Source organism: Salinicoccus roseus (assembly GCF_003814515.1).
Classification (GTDB): domain Bacteria; phylum Bacillota; class Bacilli; order Staphylococcales; family Salinicoccaceae; genus Salinicoccus; species Salinicoccus roseus.
Window position 1 is genome coordinate 16,110 of the sequence record NZ_RKQJ01000002.1, and the last position, 20,256, is coordinate 36,365.

The window sequence follows — 20,256 nt, forward strand, 5'->3', positions numbered from 1 at the left end:
GGATAAACACACTGACTTTATTATAAAATAGTGTATACTAAATGTCATGATTTCTATATGGGTTAGGTGAATTTTTTGGACAACAACCAAAGTTATAAAAGACAGAATGCCAATATATTTTCAAGAATCGACTGGACTCTCGTCCTGCTCATCCTGCTGCTTGGGACGATCAGTGTCTTCATGATCCGTTCAGCGATGACCAGTGGACAATACAGCACCGATTTCAGCGTGCGTCAGATTATCTTCTATGGTCTTGGATTCATCATGGTCTTCATCCTGAACTTCATCCCGGTCAAGTGGATCAAGCAGTACATCTGGATCATCTACACGCTCGGCGTATTGTCGCTGATCATACTTTTCGTCGCCCCCGTCTCCCCGCTTACACCGATCATCAACGGCGCCAAGAGCTGGTACCAGTTCGGGTTCTTCAGCATACAGCCGTCCGAGATCGTCAAGATCATCTACATACTCACACTGGCCTACCTGATCAGCCAGCACAACAAATATAAATTGACGAATGATCTCAATGTAGATATCAAGCTGCTGTTCAAAATCGTTGCAGTATCCATACTTCCCATGCTGTTCATACTGCTGCAGAACGACCTTGGGACGACACTTGTGATGATTGCCATACTGTTCGGCATGGTCGTGGTCTCCGGCATCAGCTGGTGGCTCATCGTCCCTGCATTGGCGATCGTCGCGACCATCGGCGGCGCACTGATCCTCGGCATCATCTATCGGCCGGACATCCTTGAGCGCTACCTTGGCATCCACCCCTACCAGTTCGAGCGGATCTATTCCTGGCTGCGCCCGGAAGAGTATGTCACTGAAGGCGGCTTCCAGCTCAGCAACTCATTGAAGGCAATCGGTTCCGGCGGCATTGATGGCAAGGGGTTCAAGGATGGGATCGTCTATATCCCTGAGAACCACACCGATTTCATATTCACAATCATCGGGGAAGAGTTCGGTTTCATCGGATCGACGGCGGTTGTTGTACTGCTGTTCATGCTGATGCTCCACCTCTTCCGCATCGCCACCGTAGTGACTGACAGCTTTTCGTCCTATTTCATCATCGGATATCTTTCCATGCTGATATTCCATGTATTCCAGAACATCGGCATGACGATACAGCTCGTGCCGATCACCGGCCTGCCGCTTCCTTTCATCAGTTACGGCGGCAGTGGACTGTGGGCCAACATGCTGGCCATCGGCATCATAATGAGCATCTATTTCTACCAGTACCGTCAAAAGACATGAAAAACCGCAGCCTGAGAGAATCAGGCTGCGGCTTTCTTTAGATGTTCTGTTCCTTCAATCTCAACTTTTCCTTGTGTGCGATACGGTTCATGATCTCGAATCTTGATTTCGAAACTTTCACTTTGACCCCGAGTTCACTCAGCATCGTGACGACTTGCTTAACTTTGGAATGGTCGTTGCTATGCATAATGACACTCCTTCACTTACAGCTTACCTTCATCTTACCCTTATTCCGAGTAATTATCCATATATTTCAGTAAATATATATTACAGAATTTCAAACATTTCTGGTTTATAATAGAATGGAGAAGAGGTGACTTCCATGGAATGGTTCATATTCGATTACTTGCTTAACACGGGGATACTTGGAATTGCAACATTGATTACCTTCGGCATCAACTTCCTGTTTGCCATCGGTCTGATATTCCTCGAAAGAAGAAGTGCCCAGAGTGTCTGGGCATGGCTTTTCGTACTGTTCTTCCTCCCTATCATCGGCTTCATCATATATATATTCTTCGGCCGCAAGATCTACAACCAGCAAATCTTCACAGTGAATGAGGAGGACAAGGTCGGGCTTGAGCATCTGGTCGATGATCAGCTCCAGGAACTGCGCGATAACAGCATTTCATTCTCCAACAGGGTGATGGACAAGCACAGGAAAATCATCCATATGCTGCTCTACAACAACCAGTCCTTCCTGACCATCAACAATTCGATCCGCACTTTTACCGACGGTAATGAAAAGTTCGATCATCTTCTGGAGGATATACGCAATGCACGGGACCATATTCATTTCCAGTACTATATCTTCAAACTGGATGGCATTGGACAGAGGCTCTATGAGGCATTGCTCAAAAAGCAGAAAGAGGGCGTATCCGTCAGGATCCTTTATGATGATATGGGCTCCCGGGCATTGAGTCTCCGTAATTTCAGGAAACTCAGGGAAGCCGGCGGTGTCGTCGAAGCCTTCTTCCCGAGCAAACTGCCGTTGATCAATCCAAGGATAAACAACAGGAACCACCGCAAGATTGTGGTCATAGACGGCTCTGTCGGTTATGTCGGAGGATTCAATGTTGGTGATGAGTATATCGGTTTAAACAAAAAGTTCGGCTATTGGCGGGACACACACCTCAGATTGGAAGGTAATGCAGTAAAGTCACTGCAGCTGCGCTTCATGCTAGACTGGAATTCCCACAATAAGCGTAACAACATGGTGAGGGAAAACCGATATTTTCCTGAAATGGACTACATGGGAGACACACCGATTCAGATAGCGTCAAGTGGGCCGGATGAGAAATGGGAGCAGATCAAATATGGATATCTGAAGATGATCTATAGCGCCAAAAAGAGCATCTATATACAGACACCCTACTTCATCCCCGACCAGTCCTTCCTGGAAGCCCTGCGTATAGCCCTGTTGAGCGGTATCGAAGTCCACCTGATGATACCAAACAAGCCCGACCATCCTTTCGTCTATTGGGGGACCTATTCCAATGCCGGAGCACTGCTCGATATGGGCGCACAGGTCCATATATATGAAAAAGGGTTCCTTCATCAGAAGACCATAATGATTGATGATGAAGTCCTGAGTGTAGGGACGACGAACATCGATGTGAGGAGCTTCCTCCTGAATTTTGAAGTGAATGCCTTCATCTATGACGAAAAGGAAGCCATACAATACCGGCGCATATTCGAAGAGGATATCAAGGACTGTTCTCTTCTAACGAAGGAGAAATATGCAGCACGCAGCAAATGGATCCGGATCAAGGAAAGCATTGCCAACCTGATCTCACCCATACTTTAAATACATTATGAACGCACACATAAGAGGCCCGATATCATGAAGATATCGGGCCTCTTTGTATATCAATGGATTAAGATTTGTTTTTCTTCTTGCGCTTCTTCTTCGGCATCACTTTAGCATTCTTGATGCGCTGTTCCTTTTCTGCTTTTTCCCGCTCATGTGCTTCAATGATTGGTGCCATTTCTTCAGCAACCTTATTTTTATAGAAGGTATTCCCTGCCCAAGTCTGGAAGATCAGGAATACACCACCGACTGCCCAGTATAATGGGAGTGCGGAAGGGGAAATCAATGAAATCCAGATGATCATTATTGGGGAAATGTACATGAACAGCTGCATCTGCTTGCGCTGTTCTGCAGGCACGAACTGCATGGATACATAGGCCTGTCCAGCATAGACGATACCAGCGATCGCCACCATGAAGAAGTCGACTTCCGTCAGATTCATCCATAGGAAGTGCGGGTATTCTGTAATACCGCCTTCGGAAGGGAACCTGAGTGCGAAGTAGAGTGCCATGACGACCGGCATCTGTATAAGGATCGGCAGACAGCCCATGTTGAGCGGATTGATGCCGTGCTTCTTGTACAGGGCCATCATTTCCTGCTGTGCTTCCATCTTCTCTTCTTGTGTAGTCGCAACTTTAGTCTTCTTCTGAATCTCTTCCATTTCAGGTTTGACTATCTTCATCTTTTCACGCATCATCATCTGATTCTTGTATGTACGCATCATGAACGGAAAGATTGCCAGACGGACGATAAGGGTAATTACGATGATTGCCAGCCCGTAGTTATTGTTCAGGTTGTCTCCGAGCCAATGCAGCAGTGAATCCATCGGTTGAACGAATGTATTAAAGAAAAATCCGTTTCTATTTTCTTCCTGAGAATAATCGCACCCGGAAAGTACCAGGACCAGGCCGATCATTATCGGAAAGAGCCATTTTTTACTCATTTCTTCACCTCAATAATTTGTCTCACATAAGTGAAATTGTAACATAAAAGAGTATCTAAAAAAATCATTTTATGCACCCTGTCGGATAATAATATATACATATTCGAAATCACTCACAGAATAGTCAACATTTCCTAGGCTTATATAAAAAGTGTGAACGCTTATTTTCATGAAAAAAGACCCAGCTTTTGCTGGGTCTTTGGAATTGACGGCTCAAACTTACAGTCTTGAACCACATACAGGCCAAGGTTGTGATCCTCTTTGATCAAACAGTATCTGTGCTCTCTTAGTCTGTTCAGCTGGAGATGCTTGGGAAGGCAGACCGCTGCCACCTACAGAACGCCAAGTTTGAACGTCAAACTGATAGAGGCCGTGATAGAGACCATTGGAGCTTACAACACTTGCATTTCCACTGGATTCACATTGTGCAAGCGCGCCCCAGTTCTGGCCACTCGCATTGCTTGAAGTGGATGTAGACTGGTTTTGGGCTTGTGCTTGGTTACGCTGCTCACGCTCTTGTGCTGCCTGCTCAGCTGCACGTTGTTCTGCTGCTGCCTGTTCAGCTGCACGTTGCTCTTGTGCTGCCTGCTCAGCTGCACGTTGTTCTTGTGCTGCCTGCTCAGCTGCACGTTGTTCTTGCGCCGCTTGTTCAGCTGCACGTTGCTCTTGTGCTGCCTGCTCAGCCGCACGTTGCTCTTGTGCTGCCTGCTCAGCTGCACGTTGTTCCTGAACTTCTTCAGAAGGTTGTGCAGGTGCCTGGTTTACTTGCTCAGTCTGTTGAACTTCCTGAGTTTCCTCAACTTGTGGTGCTTCCACTACAGGTGCCTGTTCTACACTATTGCCTGAAACTGCAAGTGTTTTGCCTGCAAAGATGAGATCTGAAGAAAGGTTGTTCCATGCTTTAAGATCGGAAACTGTTACATCGAATTGCTGAGCGATTTCAAATAGAGTATCGCCGGACTTGATTTTATATATACCATCTTCTGCTGGAGCTTCAGCATTCTCTTCATTGCTTACTTCGAGAACCTGACCTGGCAGGATGAGGTTGGATGACAGATTGTTTTCTGATTTGATTGCATCTACTGTTGTATTGTTTTCATGGGCGATCTGGGAAAGTGTATCACCTTTGTCCACAGTGTGGCTTGCTGCTTCTGCACTGTAAGCAAGAGTTCCTGATACCGCAATTGCTGCACCGACTGATAGTACTTTTTTCATAGTTAAAATTTCCTCCCGTTAATCCCTTAATTGGATCTCTGTTTTATCAACTGTTTAGTACTATATCAGAGATAAACATTTCGTAGGTTACAGGAATATAAAATAAAACGGGCTCTTTTACAGTCGTATTACAGAAATATTTCCTGCCATGATACATTATTGCAACAATAGTGTAGAATTATAACTCAGCCATTAAGCTACTGATGAATCACCCCTGCATACTATTAAAGAAGGCTCTACGACAGGCTTGTCAACTGGGCTGGAGATTCAGCCCAGTGATTTGAATAGTCTATATTGTCTGATATCCGTAATAAATCATATGTAATATGTAATAAAAGAATGCATTCATTTTATTTGAAGTGCAAAAAAGCTCTGCATCAGGCTTGACCGCAGCGTTCAGCCTTGCGCAGAGCTTGGTGAGTAGTGTGAGTGTAGAATATAGATTGAGTGGTGTGCATATGTTTCAGGCAAGGGCTTTTGTTTTTCGGTCATGGTTGTCTCTGTTGGTTCTGGTATGTGTACTCTTTGATTCCTTTACCGGCTTGTCACCATGTTCAGCCAGTATCTTCTCCAATGGTTCCAGGTGAGTATCTTTCGGCCCGACCGGGCGCCCGTCGTCCTCCCCTTTTTCCAATGTATGGACAGCTCTTTCGCCGATGTAGTCCCATTGATCGTAATGCCTCACAGCATCATTGATCATTTTGGAAGGATTGGTCATATCCTTCTGATCCTTCATCTTGTCCGGCAGGCACTTCACATTCTCTGCCCATATCTCCATCCTGTACTCCTTCTCCCCTTCGGATGTAGTATAGACGGTTGTCGCCACCTGGCCACTGACGCAAAGAATATCCCCTTCTTTTGATTCTGAAAGTACTTTGGGTATTGCTTTACCGAAAGCCTTGCAGTAAATGAAATGGACCTCCTTCGGTTTCCTTTCATCTTTCGGCACTCTGACTGTTGCTATAATGAATGAATTGACACTTCCATTCGCTGTCTTCTGCAAAGTGACGTTCCTCACAAGTTCTCCCACAAGCAGCACTTTGTTCATCATGTATCCACCCCCCTTCTGAATCTAAGATATAGTCAGGAGAAATTTTTTGCAAAACACGGAAATTTGATTTTATATTCATTTTCTTTACAATTGAAATATATCTGATGCTGATTCACGTTATAATGGGGATAAGACCTGTACATTATGCATTTTTTGAAGATATGCATCATTTTTCGAAAGGGGAATTCAGATGAAGTCTTTTAAAGTTGTGGAATTGAAACTTGAACATGAAAATAATTTCATAATCCTGGATCTGATTGACGGCATCATCATAAATAAAGAAAAGCAGGAAGACCCTTGGCTGGTCGAAATCTCAACTTCAACCGACTTCAAGGATATACTCGAGGACCATGTCGGTACCGAGATGGAAATGCTTGTGACCATCACACGCCATTCCAACGAACCTGCCAGATTCAAAGGGGTCTTTAACGAAATGAATGAAATTGATAATGCATTGTCCCTGATCTTCAATGGCAAAATCATCGTTCAGGGCCCACACTATGCAGAAGACCTCCTGTCCCACCTGCTTGATGAAGGCTATGAGCAGGAAAAACTGCTCAATGAATTCAAAGCGATGATGGAATCGAAGGCCGAAATAAAAACATCCGATGACTAATCTAGTCATCGGATGTTTTATTATCCTGAATCGCAAAAGTGATCTCACATTTGCAGGCAATTTCACCATCGACAGTGGCGACAGCATCGCCCTTGCCGATCGGCCCCCTCAACTTTGTGATTTCCACTGAGAGTTCCAAAGTATCTCCAGGTGTCACCTGTCTTTTGAACTTGCATTTGTCGATGCCGGCAAAGAATGCGAGCTTTCCTTTGAAACGCTCTTCCTGCAGCAGGGCGACGGCACCAGTCTGGGCCAGCGCCTCAACGATGAGCACGCCTGGCATTACTGCATATTCAGGGAAATGGCCCTGGAAGAATGGTTCGTTTCCGGATACCTGCTTGATTCCCGAGCATTTGACTCCAGGCTCTATTTCAGTCACCCTGTCGATCAGGAGAAACGGGGGGCGATGCGGAATTACCGCCTTGATCTGGTCATACGTCAGCATATAATCATTCCTTGGTCATATTTATGATGTGTTCCCATGTTTCAATACGGAATACTTCCATAGGATTGTCCAGAATGCCATACCCTATCATCAATCCGCCAAAGAAGACGATGATTGCAATATAGATGAAGAGCAGAACTCTGATGATCAGCGGGAACCTGCGGTGGACTAGCTTTTTTGATTGCTCGGCCATAAAACTACCTCTTTATTTCGAAGATGTCACACTTTCCTGTGTGGAACTTTCACCTGTCCGTTCTATGTCAGCGCCAAGCTGTTCAAGCTTCTTATGAAAATCGACATATCCACGATCGAGGTGCTTTAATTCAGTAACTACAGTATACCCTTCTGCAGCCAAACCTGCAAGAATCAGGGCGGCAGCGGCCCTAAGGTCCGTCGCCTTTACCCGTCCACCGGATAGTTTCCTGCCGCCTTTGATGAATGCGTGGTTCTCTTCGACAGTGATGTCGGCGTCCATATTCCTGAACTCGTTCACATGCATGAACCTGTTCTCAAAAATTGTTTCAGTAATCACACTCGTACCGTTGACTGTGGCAAGCAGCGCCATCAGCTGACTCTGCATATCAGTCGGAAATCCCGGATGCGGGAGGGTCTTTGCCTTGATGGGCTTCAAATATTCACCCGGTATGACACGCACACTCTTCCCTTCCTCTTCAATACGTACGCCCATCTCTTCAAGTTTGGAGATGAGTGCTGTAAGATGGTCCGCAATGACATTATCCAGGACGATTTCACTTCTTGTGATTGCCCCGGCAATCATGAATGTACCTGCTTCAATCCTGTCTGGGATGACGGTATGGTCCACCCCTTTAAGGACTTCTACACCTTCAATCGTAATATGGCCTGTACCGGCACCCGATACACGGCCCCCCATGGCATTGATATAATTGGCCAGGTCTTCAATCTCAGGTTCTCTGGCCGCATTCTCCAGTTCCGTCACACCTTCGGCAAGACTCGCAGCCATCATCAGGTTCTGTGTTGCACCCACACTCGGGAAATCGAGGTAGATCTTCGCACCTTTCAGACGGTCTTCGACCTTCCCTTCGAAGCTGCCGTCCACCGTTCGGAATGTGACTCCCATCTTCTCCAGGCCTTTGATGTGCTGCTCCACTGGCCTGGAGCCTATCGCACATCCTCCCGGCATGGCGACATTGCAATACCCGTAACGGCCGAGCAGCGGTCCCATGACCAGCATGCTTGCACGCATCTTGCTTACCAGGTTGAATGGTGCATCACAGCTCAGTTCACCACTCGCATCGATGGCAACCGTCTTATCGCCCAGCTCCACAGATGCACCGAGATGTTCCAGCAATGCACTCAATGTGCCTACATCGGAAAGATTGGGTACATTATGTAGCTTTGATACCCCTTCACTTGCAAGCAACGATGCAGTTAAAATCGGCAGTACGGCATTTTTTGAACCTTCTATTTCTACAGAACCCGAAAGTTTATTTCCACCTTTAACAATTATAGAATCCATTTCACTCACTCCATACTTTTACTTACGATACACTATTCACTATTTTAAAGATGTATAAACATGTTTGCAAAGCATAACTAAAATAGAAGCGATGCTTCCTGCACCAACCGGAAGAAGTCCATGATGAAATTGCTGAGCGCGCTCCCGAGAAGCACTGCGGCAAGTATGATGAACAGCCTGATCCGCCCTGTTTCACCTTTTTTGAACCAGCTGTCGATATTCAATGCCCCAAGCACCCAGAAAGCAAAAACGACACAAAACATATGAAGAACGATATGCATAAAGGCCAATTGGGAAAACAACATCTTCATTCACCTACTAAAAAACCCGGGCCGAAGCCCGGGTGGATTTATTAACTATGTTTTGATACATCCAATCGGTTGATTGCACGGCGCAATGCCAATTCAGCACGATACCGGTCGACTTTTTCATCGCGTTCCTGCTGGAGCAGTGATTCGGCACGCTCTTTGGCCTGCTTGGCACGCTCTGTATCTATATCTTCTGCGAATTCACCAGCCTGTACCAATACTGAAACCTTTTCAGGACGTATTTCGACAAAGCCATCTGTTACTGCAAAGTATTCAAACTGGCCATCTATCTTTGCTCGCAGACTGCCAATCTTCAGTGCAGCAACCGTCGGGACGTGGCCGGCCATGACGCCGATCTCACCCTGTTTGGTCTGGAGTATAATAATTTCACAGTCCTCTTCATTGAATACGGAACCGTTTGGTGTAACTACATCCAGTGCAATTGTACTCATTTGCTAACCCTCCCGATTTTAGACTTCTACGCCCATCTCACGTGCTTTATCAAGCACATCGGAAATGCCGCCGACGAGACGGAATGCATCTTCCGGGATATGATCGTATTTGCCGTCAAGTATCTCCCTGAAGTCGCTGACAGTCTGTTCGACTGGTACGTAAGACCCTTTTTGGCCCGTGAACTGTTCTGCGACGTGGAAGTTCTGGGAAAGGAAGAACTGGATGCGGCGCGCACGTGATACTGTTCTCTTATCATCTTCCGACAGCTCATCCATACCCAGTATTGCGATGATATCCTGAAGTTCACGATACTTCTGGATCGTCGCCTGGACACCACGTGCAACATCATAGTGTTCTTCGCCGACAACTGCCGGTGTCAGAGCACGGGATGTGGAAGCCAATGGATCCACGGCTGGATAGATACCCATCTCGGAAAGTTTACGCTCGAGGTTGGTTGTTGCATCCAGGTGTGCGAATGTCTGTGCCGGTGCCGGGTCAGTATAGTCATCGGCAGGTACGAATACTGCCTGGATGGAAGTGACTGAACCGACACTTGTGGAAGTGATACGCTCCTGGAGCTGACCCATCTCTGTAGCAAGCGTCGGCTGGTAACCAACGGCTGACGGCATGCGTCCGAGCAATGCAGACACTTCGGAGCCGGCTTGTGTGAAACGGAAGATGTTATCTATGAAGAGCAGTACGTCCTGTCCTTCTTCATCACGGAAGTATTCTGCCATTGTAAGGCCAGATAGGGCGACACGCATACGTGCACCTGGCGGCTCGTTCATCTGGCCGAATACCATCGCAGTTTTGGCGATAACTCCGGAATCACTCATTTCATGATAGAGGTCGTTTCCTTCACGTGTACGTTCCCCTACACCTGCAAACACGGAAATACCGCCGTGTTCCTGTGCAACGTTGTTGATCAGTTCCTGGATAAGAACCGTCTTGCCTACTCCGGCACCGCCGAACAGGCCGATTTTACCACCTTTTGTATAAGGAGCCAGCAGATCGACTACTTTGATGCCTGTCTCAAGGATTTCAACATTCGTTGTCAGATCTTCGAACTTTGGAGCCTGACGGTGAATCGGATCTCTTCTTTCTGATTCAGGAATCGCTTCTCCAAGATCGATATGCTCACCAAGTACGTTGAACACCCTGCCGAGTGTCACCTGGCCGACAGGTACAGTAATCGGGCTACCTGTGTTTGTAACTTCAGTACCACGCTGCAATCCGTCTGTAGAACTCATCGCAATCGTTCTCACGACATTGTCTCCAAGGTGGAGTGCGACTTCAAGAGCGAGGGCTTCTTTTTCATTTTCATCATCCAAGTTGATGTAGAGCGCATTGTTCAGTTCCGGCAGTTTGCCTTCTTCGAAGCGCACATCAACTACAGGTCCCATGACTTGAACCACTTGACCTAAAGCCATTCGATTTCCTCCTAGTCTTTCTTTATTCAAGTGCAGATGCACCGCCGACGATTTCTGTTATTTCCTGTGTAATCGCAGCCTGTCTTGCACGGTTGTATTGTAATGATAGATCGTCTACCAATTCTTTTGCATTGTCCGTTGCAGCTTTCATTGCTGTCATACGAGCAGCGTGCTCACTTGCTTTCGCATCCAGAAGCGCGCCATAGACCAGGCTTTCCGCATATTGCGGAAGGATGGTTTCAAGGATTGATTCCTTGTCCGGTTCGAACTCGTATGTGGACAGGTTCGATGCCTGTGTCTGATTCGCCGCATCGTCTTCGGATAACGGCAGCAGCTTTCTTGTAGATACCTTCTGCTCGAGCACGGAAATGAACTGGTTGTATACGATATACAGTTCATCGATATCTTCATTCGAGAACTGTGCCACCGACTGCTGGGCGATTTCCTTTACGCTGCTGAAGCTTGGCTGATCATCCAGCCCAATACGATGGTTCGTAATGTTGTACCCACGGTTTTCCAGGAATTCGTATCCCATCCTTCCGATAACGAAAAGGTCATAGGAATCCGGATTATCATTATGGCGTTCCCTGATCTTGCCGGTGATCTCTTTTATGATGTTGGCATTATATGGGCCGGCTAGACCGCTGTCCGATGTAATGATCACATATCCGGTACGTTTCACTGGACGCTCCCTGAGCATAGGGTGGGAACTGGTATTATCGCCGGAAGCAATGGCTTGTACAGCTTCCTGTATCTTATCCATGTAGGGTTGGAACTTCCTGGCATTCTCCTCAGCTCTCTTGAGCTTGGAGTTCGAAACCATGTGCATGGCGCTAGTGATCTGGCTCATCTTTTTGGTTGATCCGATACGACCTTTAATTTCTCTTAATGAAGCCATGAATTCACCACCTTATTCTATATTCATCATCCTTGGTCTGAAGGATTGAATAGTTTCTTGAAGCTGTTTACTGCATTTACATAAGCTTCATCGTCCGGAAGCTGTTTTGTTTCACGAATGCCTTTGAGCAGTTCTGGTTCATTGGAATCGAGCCAGCTGAGGAATTCATCTTCAAATCGAGTGATATCCTCGACCGGGATGTCATCCAGATGACCATTTACCAATGCATAGAGGATCACTACTTGACGCTCTACTGCAAGCGGCTTGTTTTCACCCTGCTTGAGCACTTCAACAGTACGTTTACCACGCTCAAGTTTGGCAGCTGTCGCTTCGTCAAGGTCGGAACCGAACTGTGCGAATGCTTCCAGCTCACGATAGGCTGCAAGGTCGAGCCTCAGTGTGCCGGCAACCTTCTTCATCGCCTTGATCTGTGCGGAACCACCGACACGGGATACTGAAAGTCCGGCGTTGATCGCAGGCCTTACACCTGAGAAGAACAGGTCGGATTGCAGGAAGATCTGTCCATCCGTGATGGAGATTACGTTTGTAGGTACGAAGGCACTGATGTCCCCCGCTTGGGTTTCGATGAATGGAAGCGCAGTGATCGATCCGCCACCGAGTTCGTCGTTGAGCTTGGCTGCACGTTCGAGCAGACGGCTGTGCAGGTAGAATACGTCACCAGGATAGGCTTCACGGCCTGGCGGACGCTTAAGGAGAAGTGACAGTTCACGGTAGGCTGCTGCCTGTTTTGTCAGGTCATCGTATACGATGAGTACATGCTTTCCGTTGAACATGAATTCTTCTGCCATGGATACACCTGCATATGGTGCGATGTAGAGCAGAGGTGCAGGCATTGAAGCACCAGCGGAAACTACGATCGTGTAGTCCAGGGCACCATTCTGACGCAGTGTTTCAACTGTGGAACGGACTGTGGATTCCTTCTGTCCAATGGCTACATATACACAGATCATATCCTGGTCCTTCTGGTTGAGGATCGTATCGATCGCTACTGTCGTCTTACCTGTCTGACGGTCACCGATGATGAGCTCACGCTGACCACGGCCGATTGGCACAAGTGCGTCGATCGCCTTGATGCCTGTCTGGAGTGGTTCATCAACGGATTTACGGGCCATTACACCAGTTGCCGGGCTTTCGATCGGTCTCGTCTTCGTCGCACCCATCGGTCCTTTGCCATCAATCGGCTGGCCTAATGGATTGACTACACGTCCGATGAGTTCTTCCCCTACAGGCACTTCCATGATGCGGCCTGTACGTTTTACTTCATCGCCTTCTTTAATATCATCATATGGACCGAGGATTACGATACCAATATTGTTTTCTTCGAGGTTCTGGGCAAGCCCCAGAACGCCGCTTGGAAATTCGAGCAGTTCTCCAGCCATAGCATCATTCAAACCATGAGCAAGTGCGATACCGTCACCAACCTGGATGACTGTTCCCACATCAGATACTTTCATATCAGCTTCATAGTTCTCGATCTGGCTTTTCAAGAGAGCGCTTATTTCGTCAGCTTTAATTGCCATCAAATGTCACTCCTTAATTAGCTATTAGTACTTTCTCTGAACCGATTCTTCAAATCAGACAACTGTGTATTCAATGAGCCGTCATAGACTTTCGTGCCGATGAATACGCGGATGCCTCCGATCAGTTCCTCGTTGACCTTATTCTCTATAAGCAGTTTTGAAAGACCCGTCTTTTTGATGAAGACTTTTCCGATACCTTCAATTTCTTCTTCAGAGAGTGGGTAAACCGATTCTATTACTACATTTTCCTGTTTGTAGTGTGCATTGTAGTTCTGTATGAAATGATCATGGATTGCTTCAACCTCAGAAAACCTGTTGCGGTCCGAGAGAATGAGGAGCATGTTGCGGAGCGGTTCGGAAACACTGTCAAAAGTCTTTGCCACCGCCTCCCGACGACTGTCCCTGGGAACTTTCGGGTTGTTCATGAAAGTCAGGAACTCAGGAGTATTCCGCACTGCTTTGACCACTTCGTCAAAGTCCGCCTTGGCCTCATCCAGGCGTCCGGCATCCTTCACGGTACTGAACAAAGCCTGGGAATATTTTTGAGCTGAGTTAGCCATTATTTACCCCCTGCTTCCTGTAGATACCTTGCAACCAGATCTTTCTGATCCTGCTGATTGATCTCTTTGGAAATCATCTTCTCTGCAATCAGGACGGAGATGTCGCCCACCTGATCATTGATATCACGGATTGCTTTTTCTTTTTCTCTTTCGATATCTGCCTTGGCAGCTTCCATCATCTGGTTGGCACGCGTGTTTGCGTCATGGATGATCGCTTCCTGCTCTTTCTTCGCCTGCTGTTTTGCATTATCCATCATTTCGGATATTTCAGCCTGCGTTTCCCTGAGCACTGCTTCATTTTCTTCCTTAAGCTTTACAGCTTCCATCCTGCGCTGCTCTGCATCATCTATTTCCGAGTGAATCAACTGTTCACGCTCATCCATGACTTTCTTGAGCGGCTTCCATACGAAGTATGAAAGGGCTCCGAGAAGTACGAGGAAAGTGAGCAGCTGTATCAGACTGTTACCGATTGCCGCCGGAACTGTGTCCGTAGCTCCTAATATAAGAAATTCCACCTATGTACACTCCTTTCGCGAGAGTTTCATTCTGATTTCATAGTCGACATAATAAGAGGGCGAAATCTTGATAGAAGACTTCGCCAGATGTAACGATTCTTAGAACATGAACATAAGCATGAATGAAATAACAATCGCGATGATCGGAACGGCCTCAACAACACCGATACCAATGAACATGATTGTCATGAGTGGACCACGAGCTTCTGGTTGACGGGAAACCCCTTCAACTGTTTTGGATACGATAAGACCGATACCGATACTTGCGCCGAGTGCTGCAAGACCAGCAGCGATACCTACTGCGAGTAGATTCATCATAAGATATAGTTCCTCCTAAATATTTTTGAAAGTTTGATTTGAATTATATATTAATGGTCATCGCTCACCTTATGGGAAAGATAAACCATTGATAACATAACGAATATGAACGCCTGGATTGCCCCAATGTATATTGAGAATCCCTGCCAGATCATCATCGGGATGAACCCTCCGATAAATCCGATTGCTCCGGAAGCCATTACCATTATCAGCAGTGCCAGCAGAATTTCACCAGCGTAGATGTTTCCGTAAAGACGCAAGCCGAGCGTAAGGTTGTATGTGAATTCTTCGATGAATTTGAACGGTGCCATGAACCACACCGGCTGTACGTACGATTTAAGATAGGCTTTTGTGCCGCGCATCTTGATGCCATAATAGTGGGTCAGCACAATCATCAGGCTGGCCAGCGTCAGTGTGACTGAAGGGTCGGCCGTCGGTGACTTCCACCAGAGGTCATGGTCATCATTCGGTGCTACAAAAGCAAAAGGCAGCCCAAGCATATTCGAGACAAATATGTAAAGAATCAATGTCAGGGCCAGGAAGTGGAATCTTCCTCCTTGTTTCCAGGCCATGTTGCCTGAAATGATGCCTTTAACGAAGTTCATCAGTACTTCCATGAGTACTTGACTTTTTCCTGTAGGTTTCACTGCAAGATTTCTTGTCATGAAGAAAGCTATCAGGAATACAATCAGCGATGATATGACGATCATCAATGCCGTAGACAGGTTGAATGTAATGGGAAGACCAAAAACATCTATTGTCCATATCGGATTTCCGTGCTCCATTTTCTCACCTCTTTCACTTCGTCAATTCTTTAATCGCACGAAACAGAATCATGATATAGCTGAGCAGAAGCCCAAGTGCTATACCGAAAATGCTGAAAATCTCCGGGAATCTCACCCAGAACAAACATGTAACTATCACAATCACAAGCCTTGCGATCGTGCCGGTCCTGATTTTCTCCTCTCCAGGATCATACGCCTTCTCAAGATTATAATACCAGTTCAAAAGCAACAGGATGGACGCAGAGGTACCAAGAGCAAAACCCGCTGCAAAGGATGATCCGGTAAATAGATGAATGAGTAGGCTGATGAATAGAAGGGGAAGTAGAAACTTCAGGAAATGATGGGAAAATCGTCTGAAAAATGGCACTTTAAACACTGTCTCCTAGTGTATTCTGCGGCTTTGGCTGTAAACCGTTACATTACTCTTGTAATGATATCTGTTTGTATTTTTTATGTCAATATTAGGGATGGATTTATTTATTCCGCCACCATCCCCGACATATTATGGACATAATTCTATACATTAAAGCTTTCAGGTTTATCCTTCCGGATTCCATAGTAGTATTTGATGTTTTCACAGATCCTCAGGGAAGCTTTTCCATCTCCATACGGGTTGGATGCTTCGGCCATCTGCCTGTAGAGGGCATCATCAGTCAGCAGTTCCTTCGTCAATTCATAGATGTGCTCCTTCTGGACGCCGGCGAGCTTGAGCGTGCCTGCCTCCACACCTTCCGGCCGCTCAGTCGTATCACGAAGGACGAGTACGGGCTTCTGAAGGGAAGGCGCCTCCTCCTGTACACCACCGGAATCGGTCAGGATGATATGGCTTTTGGCCGCGAAATTATGGAAGTCGAATACATCGAGCGGCTCGATGATTTCGATGCGCTCATGACCTGCCAGATATTTGGAGGCTATTTCCCTGACTTTCGGATTCTTATGGATCGGATAGACGACTGTCACGTCTTCGAACTCTTCGACGATTTCACGTACGGCACTGAAGATGTTCTCCATCGGCATGCCGATATTTTCCCTTCTGTGGGCAGTCAGGAGAATCACCTTTTTATCCTTGTGCTTTTCGATGATTTCACTTTCATAGTCCGCGTTCACCGTCGTCTTCAAAGCATCGATTGCCGTGTTGCCGGTGATGGAGATGCCATCTTCCTTCTTGTTTTCCCTGAGCAGATTCTCCTTGGAGTTTTCTGTCGGTGCAAAATGAAGATCGGCAAGTACGCCTGTCATCTGACGATTCATTTCCTCAGGGAACGGTGAGTACTTGTTGTTGGTCCGGAGACCTGCCTCGACATGGCCGATGTCAACTTCGTTATAGAACGCGGCCAGACTCCCTGCAAATGTTGTCGTCGTGTCACCATGGACAAGGATCATATCGGGGCCTGCCTCTTTGATGATGGATTCGAGACCAGCGATCACCCTGCCCGTCACTTCGGAAAGTGTCTGACCCTGCTTCATGATGTCGAGGTCGTAATCAGGTGTGATGCCGAAAATATCAAGCACCTGATCGAGCATCTCGCGGTGCTGTGCAGTGACCACTACGATGGGTTCAAGTTCCGGATCATTCTTAAGTGCCAGGACAAGCGGCGCCATCTTGATCGCCTCCGGGCGCGTTCCAAATATCGTCATGATTTTCTTCATTGCTTCTTCTCCTTGTTATATCTATTTCGTTCCGAAGAGCCTGTCGCCAGCATCTCCGAGACCTGGGACAATGTAGCTCTTTTCATTCAGTTTCTCATCCAGTGCAGCAATATAGATGTCCACATCCGGATGCGCTTCCTTCAGCACCTCTACACCTTCCGGGGCGGCAATCAGACAGATGAACCTGATCTTCGTGGCCCCGCGCTTCTTGACGGCGGAAATCGCTTCTACAGCAGATGCGCCTGTCGCCAGCATCGGATCGATGACGAATATGTCACGTTCTTCTATGTCTCCCGGGAATTTCGCATAATATTCGATCGCCTGCAGTGTCTCCGGATCACGATAGAGGCCGATATGCCCCACTCTGGCGGAAGGGATGAGCTTGAGTATGCCTTCCTGCATGCCGAGTCCTGCCCTAAGTATCGGAACGATACCCAGTTTCTTGCCGCTCAGCCTCTTTGCTGTCGTCCGTGTCACCGGTGTGTCCACCTCTACATCTTCAAGGGACAGGTCCCGCGTCACCTCATATGCCATGAGCATGCCTACCTCATCAACGAGTTCTCTGAATTCCTTGGTCGATGTCTTTTCATCTCGAATATAACTCATTTTGTGCTGGATCAAAGGGTGTTCCATCACTTGTACTTTGGCCATGGTTTGTCCTCCAGTTCTCTCAATTGTGCCGGAATGGGGTGTCCCCATTCCGGCATGGTCAATTTTATTTATATAGTGGGAATTTGGATGTCAGCGCACTTACTCTGTCCTTCAGCGTTTCATACTTCGTACCTTCTGTGACAGCCGTAAGTGTTTCCGCGATAAGGTCAGCCACTTCCTGCATTTCTTCCTCTTTGAAGCCACGGCTGGTCATCGCCGGAGTTCCAAGACGGATTCCACTTGTTACAAATGGGGATTCCTCATCGAAAGGAATGGTATTCTTGTTGCATGTGATTCCGATCTCATCCAGTGCCTCTTCCGCCTGTTTGCCTGTCAGACCGAAACTTTTCACATCGACGAGGACGATATGGTTCTCGGTGCCGCCGCCAACGATGCGCAGTCCCTTTTCTGAAAGCCTTCCAGCAAGCGTCTTCGCATTTTTGATGACCTGCTCCTGATATTCCTTGAATTCAGGGTTCAGCGCCTCACCGAAAGCCACAGCCTTCGCAGCAAGAACGTGCATGAGTGGTCCACCCTGGATTCCCGGGAAGATGTTCTTGTCCACTTTTTTCGCGTGCTCTTCTTTTGTAAGGATGAGTCCGCCACGCGGGCCCCTCAATGTCTTGTGCGTTGTAGACGTGACGAAGTCGGCATAAGGGACTGGGTCCGGATGCAGGCCAGCTGCAACGAGTCCTGCAATGTGGGCCATGTCGACCATCAGATAAGCATCGATTTCATCTGCAATTTCGCGGAACTTCTTGAAATCGATCGTCTGTGTATAGGCACTTCCGCCGGCAACGATCATTTTCGGCTTGTGCTCCTTGGCAATTTTAAGGAGTTCGTCATAATCGATCAATTCATCTTCTTTTCTCACACCATAATCTACAAAGTTGAAAAGCTTACCACTGAAGTTGACTGGGCTGCCGTGCGTCAGGTGGCCACCATGATTCAGGTTCATGCCGAGAACAGTGTCTCCCGGCTTCAGAACTGAGAAATAGACGGCCATATTCGCCTGGGAGCCGGAGTGAGGCTGAACATTGGCATGCTCTGCGCCAAACAGGGATTTCACACGTTCCCGTGCGAGATCTTCCACAACATCTACATTTTCACAACCGCCGTAATAACGTTTGTGGGGATAGCCTTCAGCATATTTATTGGTGAGTATTGAGCCTTGGGCTTCCATGACCGCTTCCGATACAAAGTTCTCTGAGGCGATCAGTTCAATATTGTTGTTTTGACGATCAAGCTCTGCTTCAATTGTTTCAAAAAGTTTCGGGTCTTGTGATTCGATAAATGACATGTCTTCTCTCCTTAAATGTTTGTTTAATAATGTGCGCGAGGACCTCCAATGAGTTTTGGTCTGGAATATGCAAGAGTGACATTCGCTTTGCCGACTGTCTTCTGCTCCACCCTGAATGGCACTGCCACATGATGAAGGTGCATGCCGATCAGCGTCTGTCCGATATCCACTCCCCGGTCTGCAGCAGCATGTTCAACCACTACCGGCCGGGAAAGATGATGATAGGCGTATTCGCTCAGACTGCCCCCGGCAGACCGGTGTGGTACGACACTGACCGGCGGATACTTGTGCGCGCGTGCCACATCATATTCCATTGTCACTGCCCGGTTGATATGCTCACAGCCCTGGAACATGATGTTCAGCCGATTGCGCTCGGCCGCCTGATGGAAGGCGTCGAATATAAGCTCGGCGACTTCCATGGAACTCTCCTTGCCGATATGGTGTCCCATGACTTCCGAAGTGGAGCAGCCTATCAGAAGGTCCTCCCCCTCCTTGAAGAAATCCGACGCTTCCAGCTGCTCGATCAGAACATCCAGGTCATTCTTCAATCTTGCAAACTCTTCGTTCATGTCTGCCCCCCTCATACTCCGTGTTGAGCCAGATATCCACGATATCATCTGCGAGTCCCGGGCCGATGACCCGTTCTCCCATGGCCAGCATATTGGAGTCGTTATGCGCGCGTGTGGCTTTAGCGGAAAAAGTATCATGCACGAGGGCACACCGGATATTCCGGACCTTGTTTGCCGTGATGCTCATTCCAATGCCGGTACCGCAGATCAGGATGCCCCGGTCATATTCTCCGGAAGCGACCTTCTCCGCTACAGGGCGGGCAAAATCCGGATAGTCTACGGAGTCGTCGGAGTCCGGACCGAAATCCGTAATATCCACCCCTGTGTCCTGCAATTTTTGGACAATGGAGTTTTTCAGGTTGAACCCTCCATGGTCGGAAGCGATAATCACTTTCATATTCTTCACCTCACCTTCATTATATATCAAATGTCTCCATAAAAAAGTG

General features: G+C 47.4%; 24 protein-coding genes. 3 read left to right on the plus strand and 21 right to left on the minus strand.

Annotated features, from left to right (window positions below; all coding sequences use genetic code 11):
• Nucleotides 1–75 precede the first annotated feature (75 nt).
• Nucleotides 76–1,257 carry an FtsW/RodA/SpoVE family cell cycle protein gene (locus tag EDC33_RS07200; protein ID WP_040105933.1) on the plus strand — a complete coding sequence of 394 codons (1,182 nt, stop codon included), beginning with the start codon at nucleotides 76–78 and terminating at the stop codon, nucleotides 1,255–1,257.
• A gap of 37 nt (nucleotides 1,258–1,294) precedes the next feature.
• Here EDC33_RS07200 and EDC33_RS12650 read toward each other — a convergent pair whose 3' ends face one another.
• Complete coding sequence (locus EDC33_RS12650; protein ID WP_170156377.1) at nucleotides 1,295–1,444, minus strand: Lmo0850 family protein; 150 nt, start codon at nucleotides 1,442–1,444, stop codon at nucleotides 1,295–1,297.
• A 135-nt stretch (nucleotides 1,445–1,579) separates the two neighbouring features.
• Here EDC33_RS12650 and cls point away from each other — a divergent pair, with 135 nt between their 5' ends.
• Nucleotides 1,580–3,061: a cardiolipin synthase gene (cls, locus tag EDC33_RS07205; RefSeq protein ID WP_124010674.1), complete on the plus strand. Its 1,482-nt coding sequence runs from the start codon at nucleotides 1,580–1,582 to the stop codon at nucleotides 3,059–3,061.
• A 70-nt stretch (nucleotides 3,062–3,131) separates the two neighbouring features.
• Here the strand turns inward: cls and yidC are convergent, their stop codons facing one another.
• The 3 genes from yidC to EDC33_RS07220 all read right to left on the minus strand — a co-directional run bounded on the left by yidC (nucleotide 3,132) and on the right by EDC33_RS07220 (nucleotide 6,273).
• Nucleotides 3,132–4,007, minus strand: a complete 876-nt coding sequence (yidC, locus tag EDC33_RS07210; RefSeq protein ID WP_094906402.1) for a membrane protein insertase YidC — start codon at nucleotides 4,005–4,007, stop codon at nucleotides 3,132–3,134.
• Between the two features lie 219 nt (nucleotides 4,008–4,226).
• A complete protein-coding gene (locus EDC33_RS07215) occupies nucleotides 4,227–5,222 on the minus strand; it encodes a transglycosylase family protein (protein ID WP_124010675.1) in 996 nt (331 codons plus the stop codon).
• A gap of 463 nt (nucleotides 5,223–5,685) precedes the next feature.
• Nucleotides 5,686–6,273, minus strand: a complete 588-nt coding sequence (locus EDC33_RS07220) for a single-stranded DNA-binding protein (protein ID WP_124010676.1) — start codon at nucleotides 6,271–6,273, stop codon at nucleotides 5,686–5,688.
• 190 nt (nucleotides 6,274–6,463) lie between these two features.
• Here EDC33_RS07220 and EDC33_RS07225 point away from each other — a divergent pair, with 190 nt between their 5' ends.
• Nucleotides 6,464–6,889, plus strand: coding sequence for a YwpF family protein (locus EDC33_RS07225; protein ID WP_124010677.1), 426 nt, complete (start codon nucleotides 6,464–6,466; stop codon nucleotides 6,887–6,889).
• Nucleotide 6,890: 1 nt separating this feature from the next.
• On the opposite strand, the gene fabZ is transcribed toward EDC33_RS07225, so the two are convergent.
• The 17 genes from fabZ to rpiB all read right to left on the minus strand — a co-directional run bounded on the left by fabZ (nucleotide 6,891) and on the right by rpiB (nucleotide 20,207).
• Nucleotides 6,891–7,334: a 3-hydroxyacyl-ACP dehydratase FabZ gene (gene fabZ, locus EDC33_RS07230; protein WP_124010678.1), complete on the minus strand. Its 444-nt coding sequence runs from the start codon at nucleotides 7,332–7,334 to the stop codon at nucleotides 6,891–6,893.
• Between the two features lie 4 nt (nucleotides 7,335–7,338).
• Complete coding sequence (locus tag EDC33_RS07235; protein WP_040105940.1) at nucleotides 7,339–7,527, minus strand: DNA-directed RNA polymerase subunit beta; 189 nt, start codon at nucleotides 7,525–7,527, stop codon at nucleotides 7,339–7,341.
• Between the two features lie 12 nt (nucleotides 7,528–7,539).
• A complete protein-coding gene (gene murA / locus EDC33_RS07240; protein WP_124010679.1) occupies nucleotides 7,540–8,832 on the minus strand; it encodes a UDP-N-acetylglucosamine 1-carboxyvinyltransferase in 1,293 nt (430 codons plus the stop codon).
• Between the two features lie 77 nt (nucleotides 8,833–8,909).
• A complete protein-coding gene (locus EDC33_RS07245) occupies nucleotides 8,910–9,113 on the minus strand; it encodes a DUF1146 family protein (protein ID WP_229716715.1) in 204 nt (67 codons plus the stop codon).
• Between the two features lie 71 nt (nucleotides 9,114–9,184).
• Nucleotides 9,185–9,592: a F0F1 ATP synthase subunit epsilon gene (locus EDC33_RS07250; protein ID WP_094906395.1), complete on the minus strand. Its 408-nt coding sequence runs from the start codon at nucleotides 9,590–9,592 to the stop codon at nucleotides 9,185–9,187.
• An 18-nt stretch (nucleotides 9,593–9,610) separates the two neighbouring features.
• The gene (gene atpD / locus EDC33_RS07255) at nucleotides 9,611–11,023 is read right to left on the minus strand and encodes a F0F1 ATP synthase subunit beta (protein ID WP_124010680.1); all 1,413 of its coding nucleotides are present in this window, start codon (nucleotides 11,021–11,023) and stop codon (nucleotides 9,611–9,613) included.
• 22 nt (nucleotides 11,024–11,045) lie between these two features.
• The gene (atpG, locus tag EDC33_RS07260) at nucleotides 11,046–11,921 is read right to left on the minus strand and encodes an ATP synthase F1 subunit gamma (RefSeq protein ID WP_124010681.1); all 876 of its coding nucleotides are present in this window, start codon (nucleotides 11,919–11,921) and stop codon (nucleotides 11,046–11,048) included.
• Nucleotides 11,922–11,947: 26 nt separating this feature from the next.
• Nucleotides 11,948–13,462: a F0F1 ATP synthase subunit alpha gene (gene atpA, locus EDC33_RS07265; RefSeq protein WP_040105946.1), complete on the minus strand. Its 1,515-nt coding sequence runs from the start codon at nucleotides 13,460–13,462 to the stop codon at nucleotides 11,948–11,950.
• 17 nt (nucleotides 13,463–13,479) lie between these two features.
• Nucleotides 13,480–14,022 (minus strand): ATP synthase F1 subunit delta, encoded by a 543-nt coding sequence (gene atpH, locus EDC33_RS07270; RefSeq protein ID WP_040105947.1) that lies wholly within the window; start codon nucleotides 14,020–14,022, stop codon nucleotides 13,480–13,482.
• Nucleotides 14,022–14,537: a F0F1 ATP synthase subunit B gene (locus EDC33_RS07275; RefSeq protein ID WP_040105948.1), complete on the minus strand. Its 516-nt coding sequence runs from the start codon at nucleotides 14,535–14,537 to the stop codon at nucleotides 14,022–14,024. The genes atpH and EDC33_RS07275 overlap by 1 nt, the downstream gene beginning before the upstream one ends.
• A 99-nt stretch (nucleotides 14,538–14,636) precedes the next feature.
• Nucleotides 14,637–14,852, minus strand: coding sequence for a F0F1 ATP synthase subunit C (atpE, locus tag EDC33_RS07280; protein ID WP_031545243.1), 216 nt, complete (start codon nucleotides 14,850–14,852; stop codon nucleotides 14,637–14,639).
• Nucleotides 14,853–14,905: 53 nt separating this feature from the next.
• Nucleotides 14,906–15,640, minus strand: a complete 735-nt coding sequence (gene atpB / locus EDC33_RS07285) for a F0F1 ATP synthase subunit A (protein ID WP_040105949.1) — start codon at nucleotides 15,638–15,640, stop codon at nucleotides 14,906–14,908.
• Between the two features lie 516 nt (nucleotides 15,641–16,156).
• On the minus strand, nucleotides 16,157–17,290 hold the full coding sequence (wecB, locus tag EDC33_RS07295) for a non-hydrolyzing UDP-N-acetylglucosamine 2-epimerase (RefSeq protein ID WP_094906391.1): 1,134 nt from the start codon (nucleotides 17,288–17,290) through the stop codon (nucleotides 16,157–16,159).
• A gap of 21 nt (nucleotides 17,291–17,311) precedes the next feature.
• The gene (gene upp, locus EDC33_RS07300) at nucleotides 17,312–17,941 is read right to left on the minus strand and encodes a uracil phosphoribosyltransferase (protein ID WP_040105952.1); all 630 of its coding nucleotides are present in this window, start codon (nucleotides 17,939–17,941) and stop codon (nucleotides 17,312–17,314) included.
• A 64-nt stretch (nucleotides 17,942–18,005) separates the two neighbouring features.
• Nucleotides 18,006–19,241 carry a serine hydroxymethyltransferase gene (gene glyA / locus EDC33_RS07305; RefSeq protein ID WP_094906390.1) on the minus strand — a complete coding sequence of 412 codons (1,236 nt, stop codon included), beginning with the start codon at nucleotides 19,239–19,241 and terminating at the stop codon, nucleotides 18,006–18,008.
• A gap of 23 nt (nucleotides 19,242–19,264) precedes the next feature.
• Nucleotides 19,265–19,810, minus strand: a complete 546-nt coding sequence (locus tag EDC33_RS07310) for a TIGR01440 family protein (RefSeq protein ID WP_094906389.1) — start codon at nucleotides 19,808–19,810, stop codon at nucleotides 19,265–19,267.
• Nucleotides 19,779–20,207, minus strand: coding sequence for a ribose 5-phosphate isomerase B (gene rpiB / locus EDC33_RS07315; protein ID WP_124010682.1), 429 nt, complete (start codon nucleotides 20,205–20,207; stop codon nucleotides 19,779–19,781). The genes EDC33_RS07310 and rpiB overlap by 32 nt, the downstream gene beginning before the upstream one ends.
• Nucleotides 20,208–20,256 lie beyond the last annotated feature (49 nt).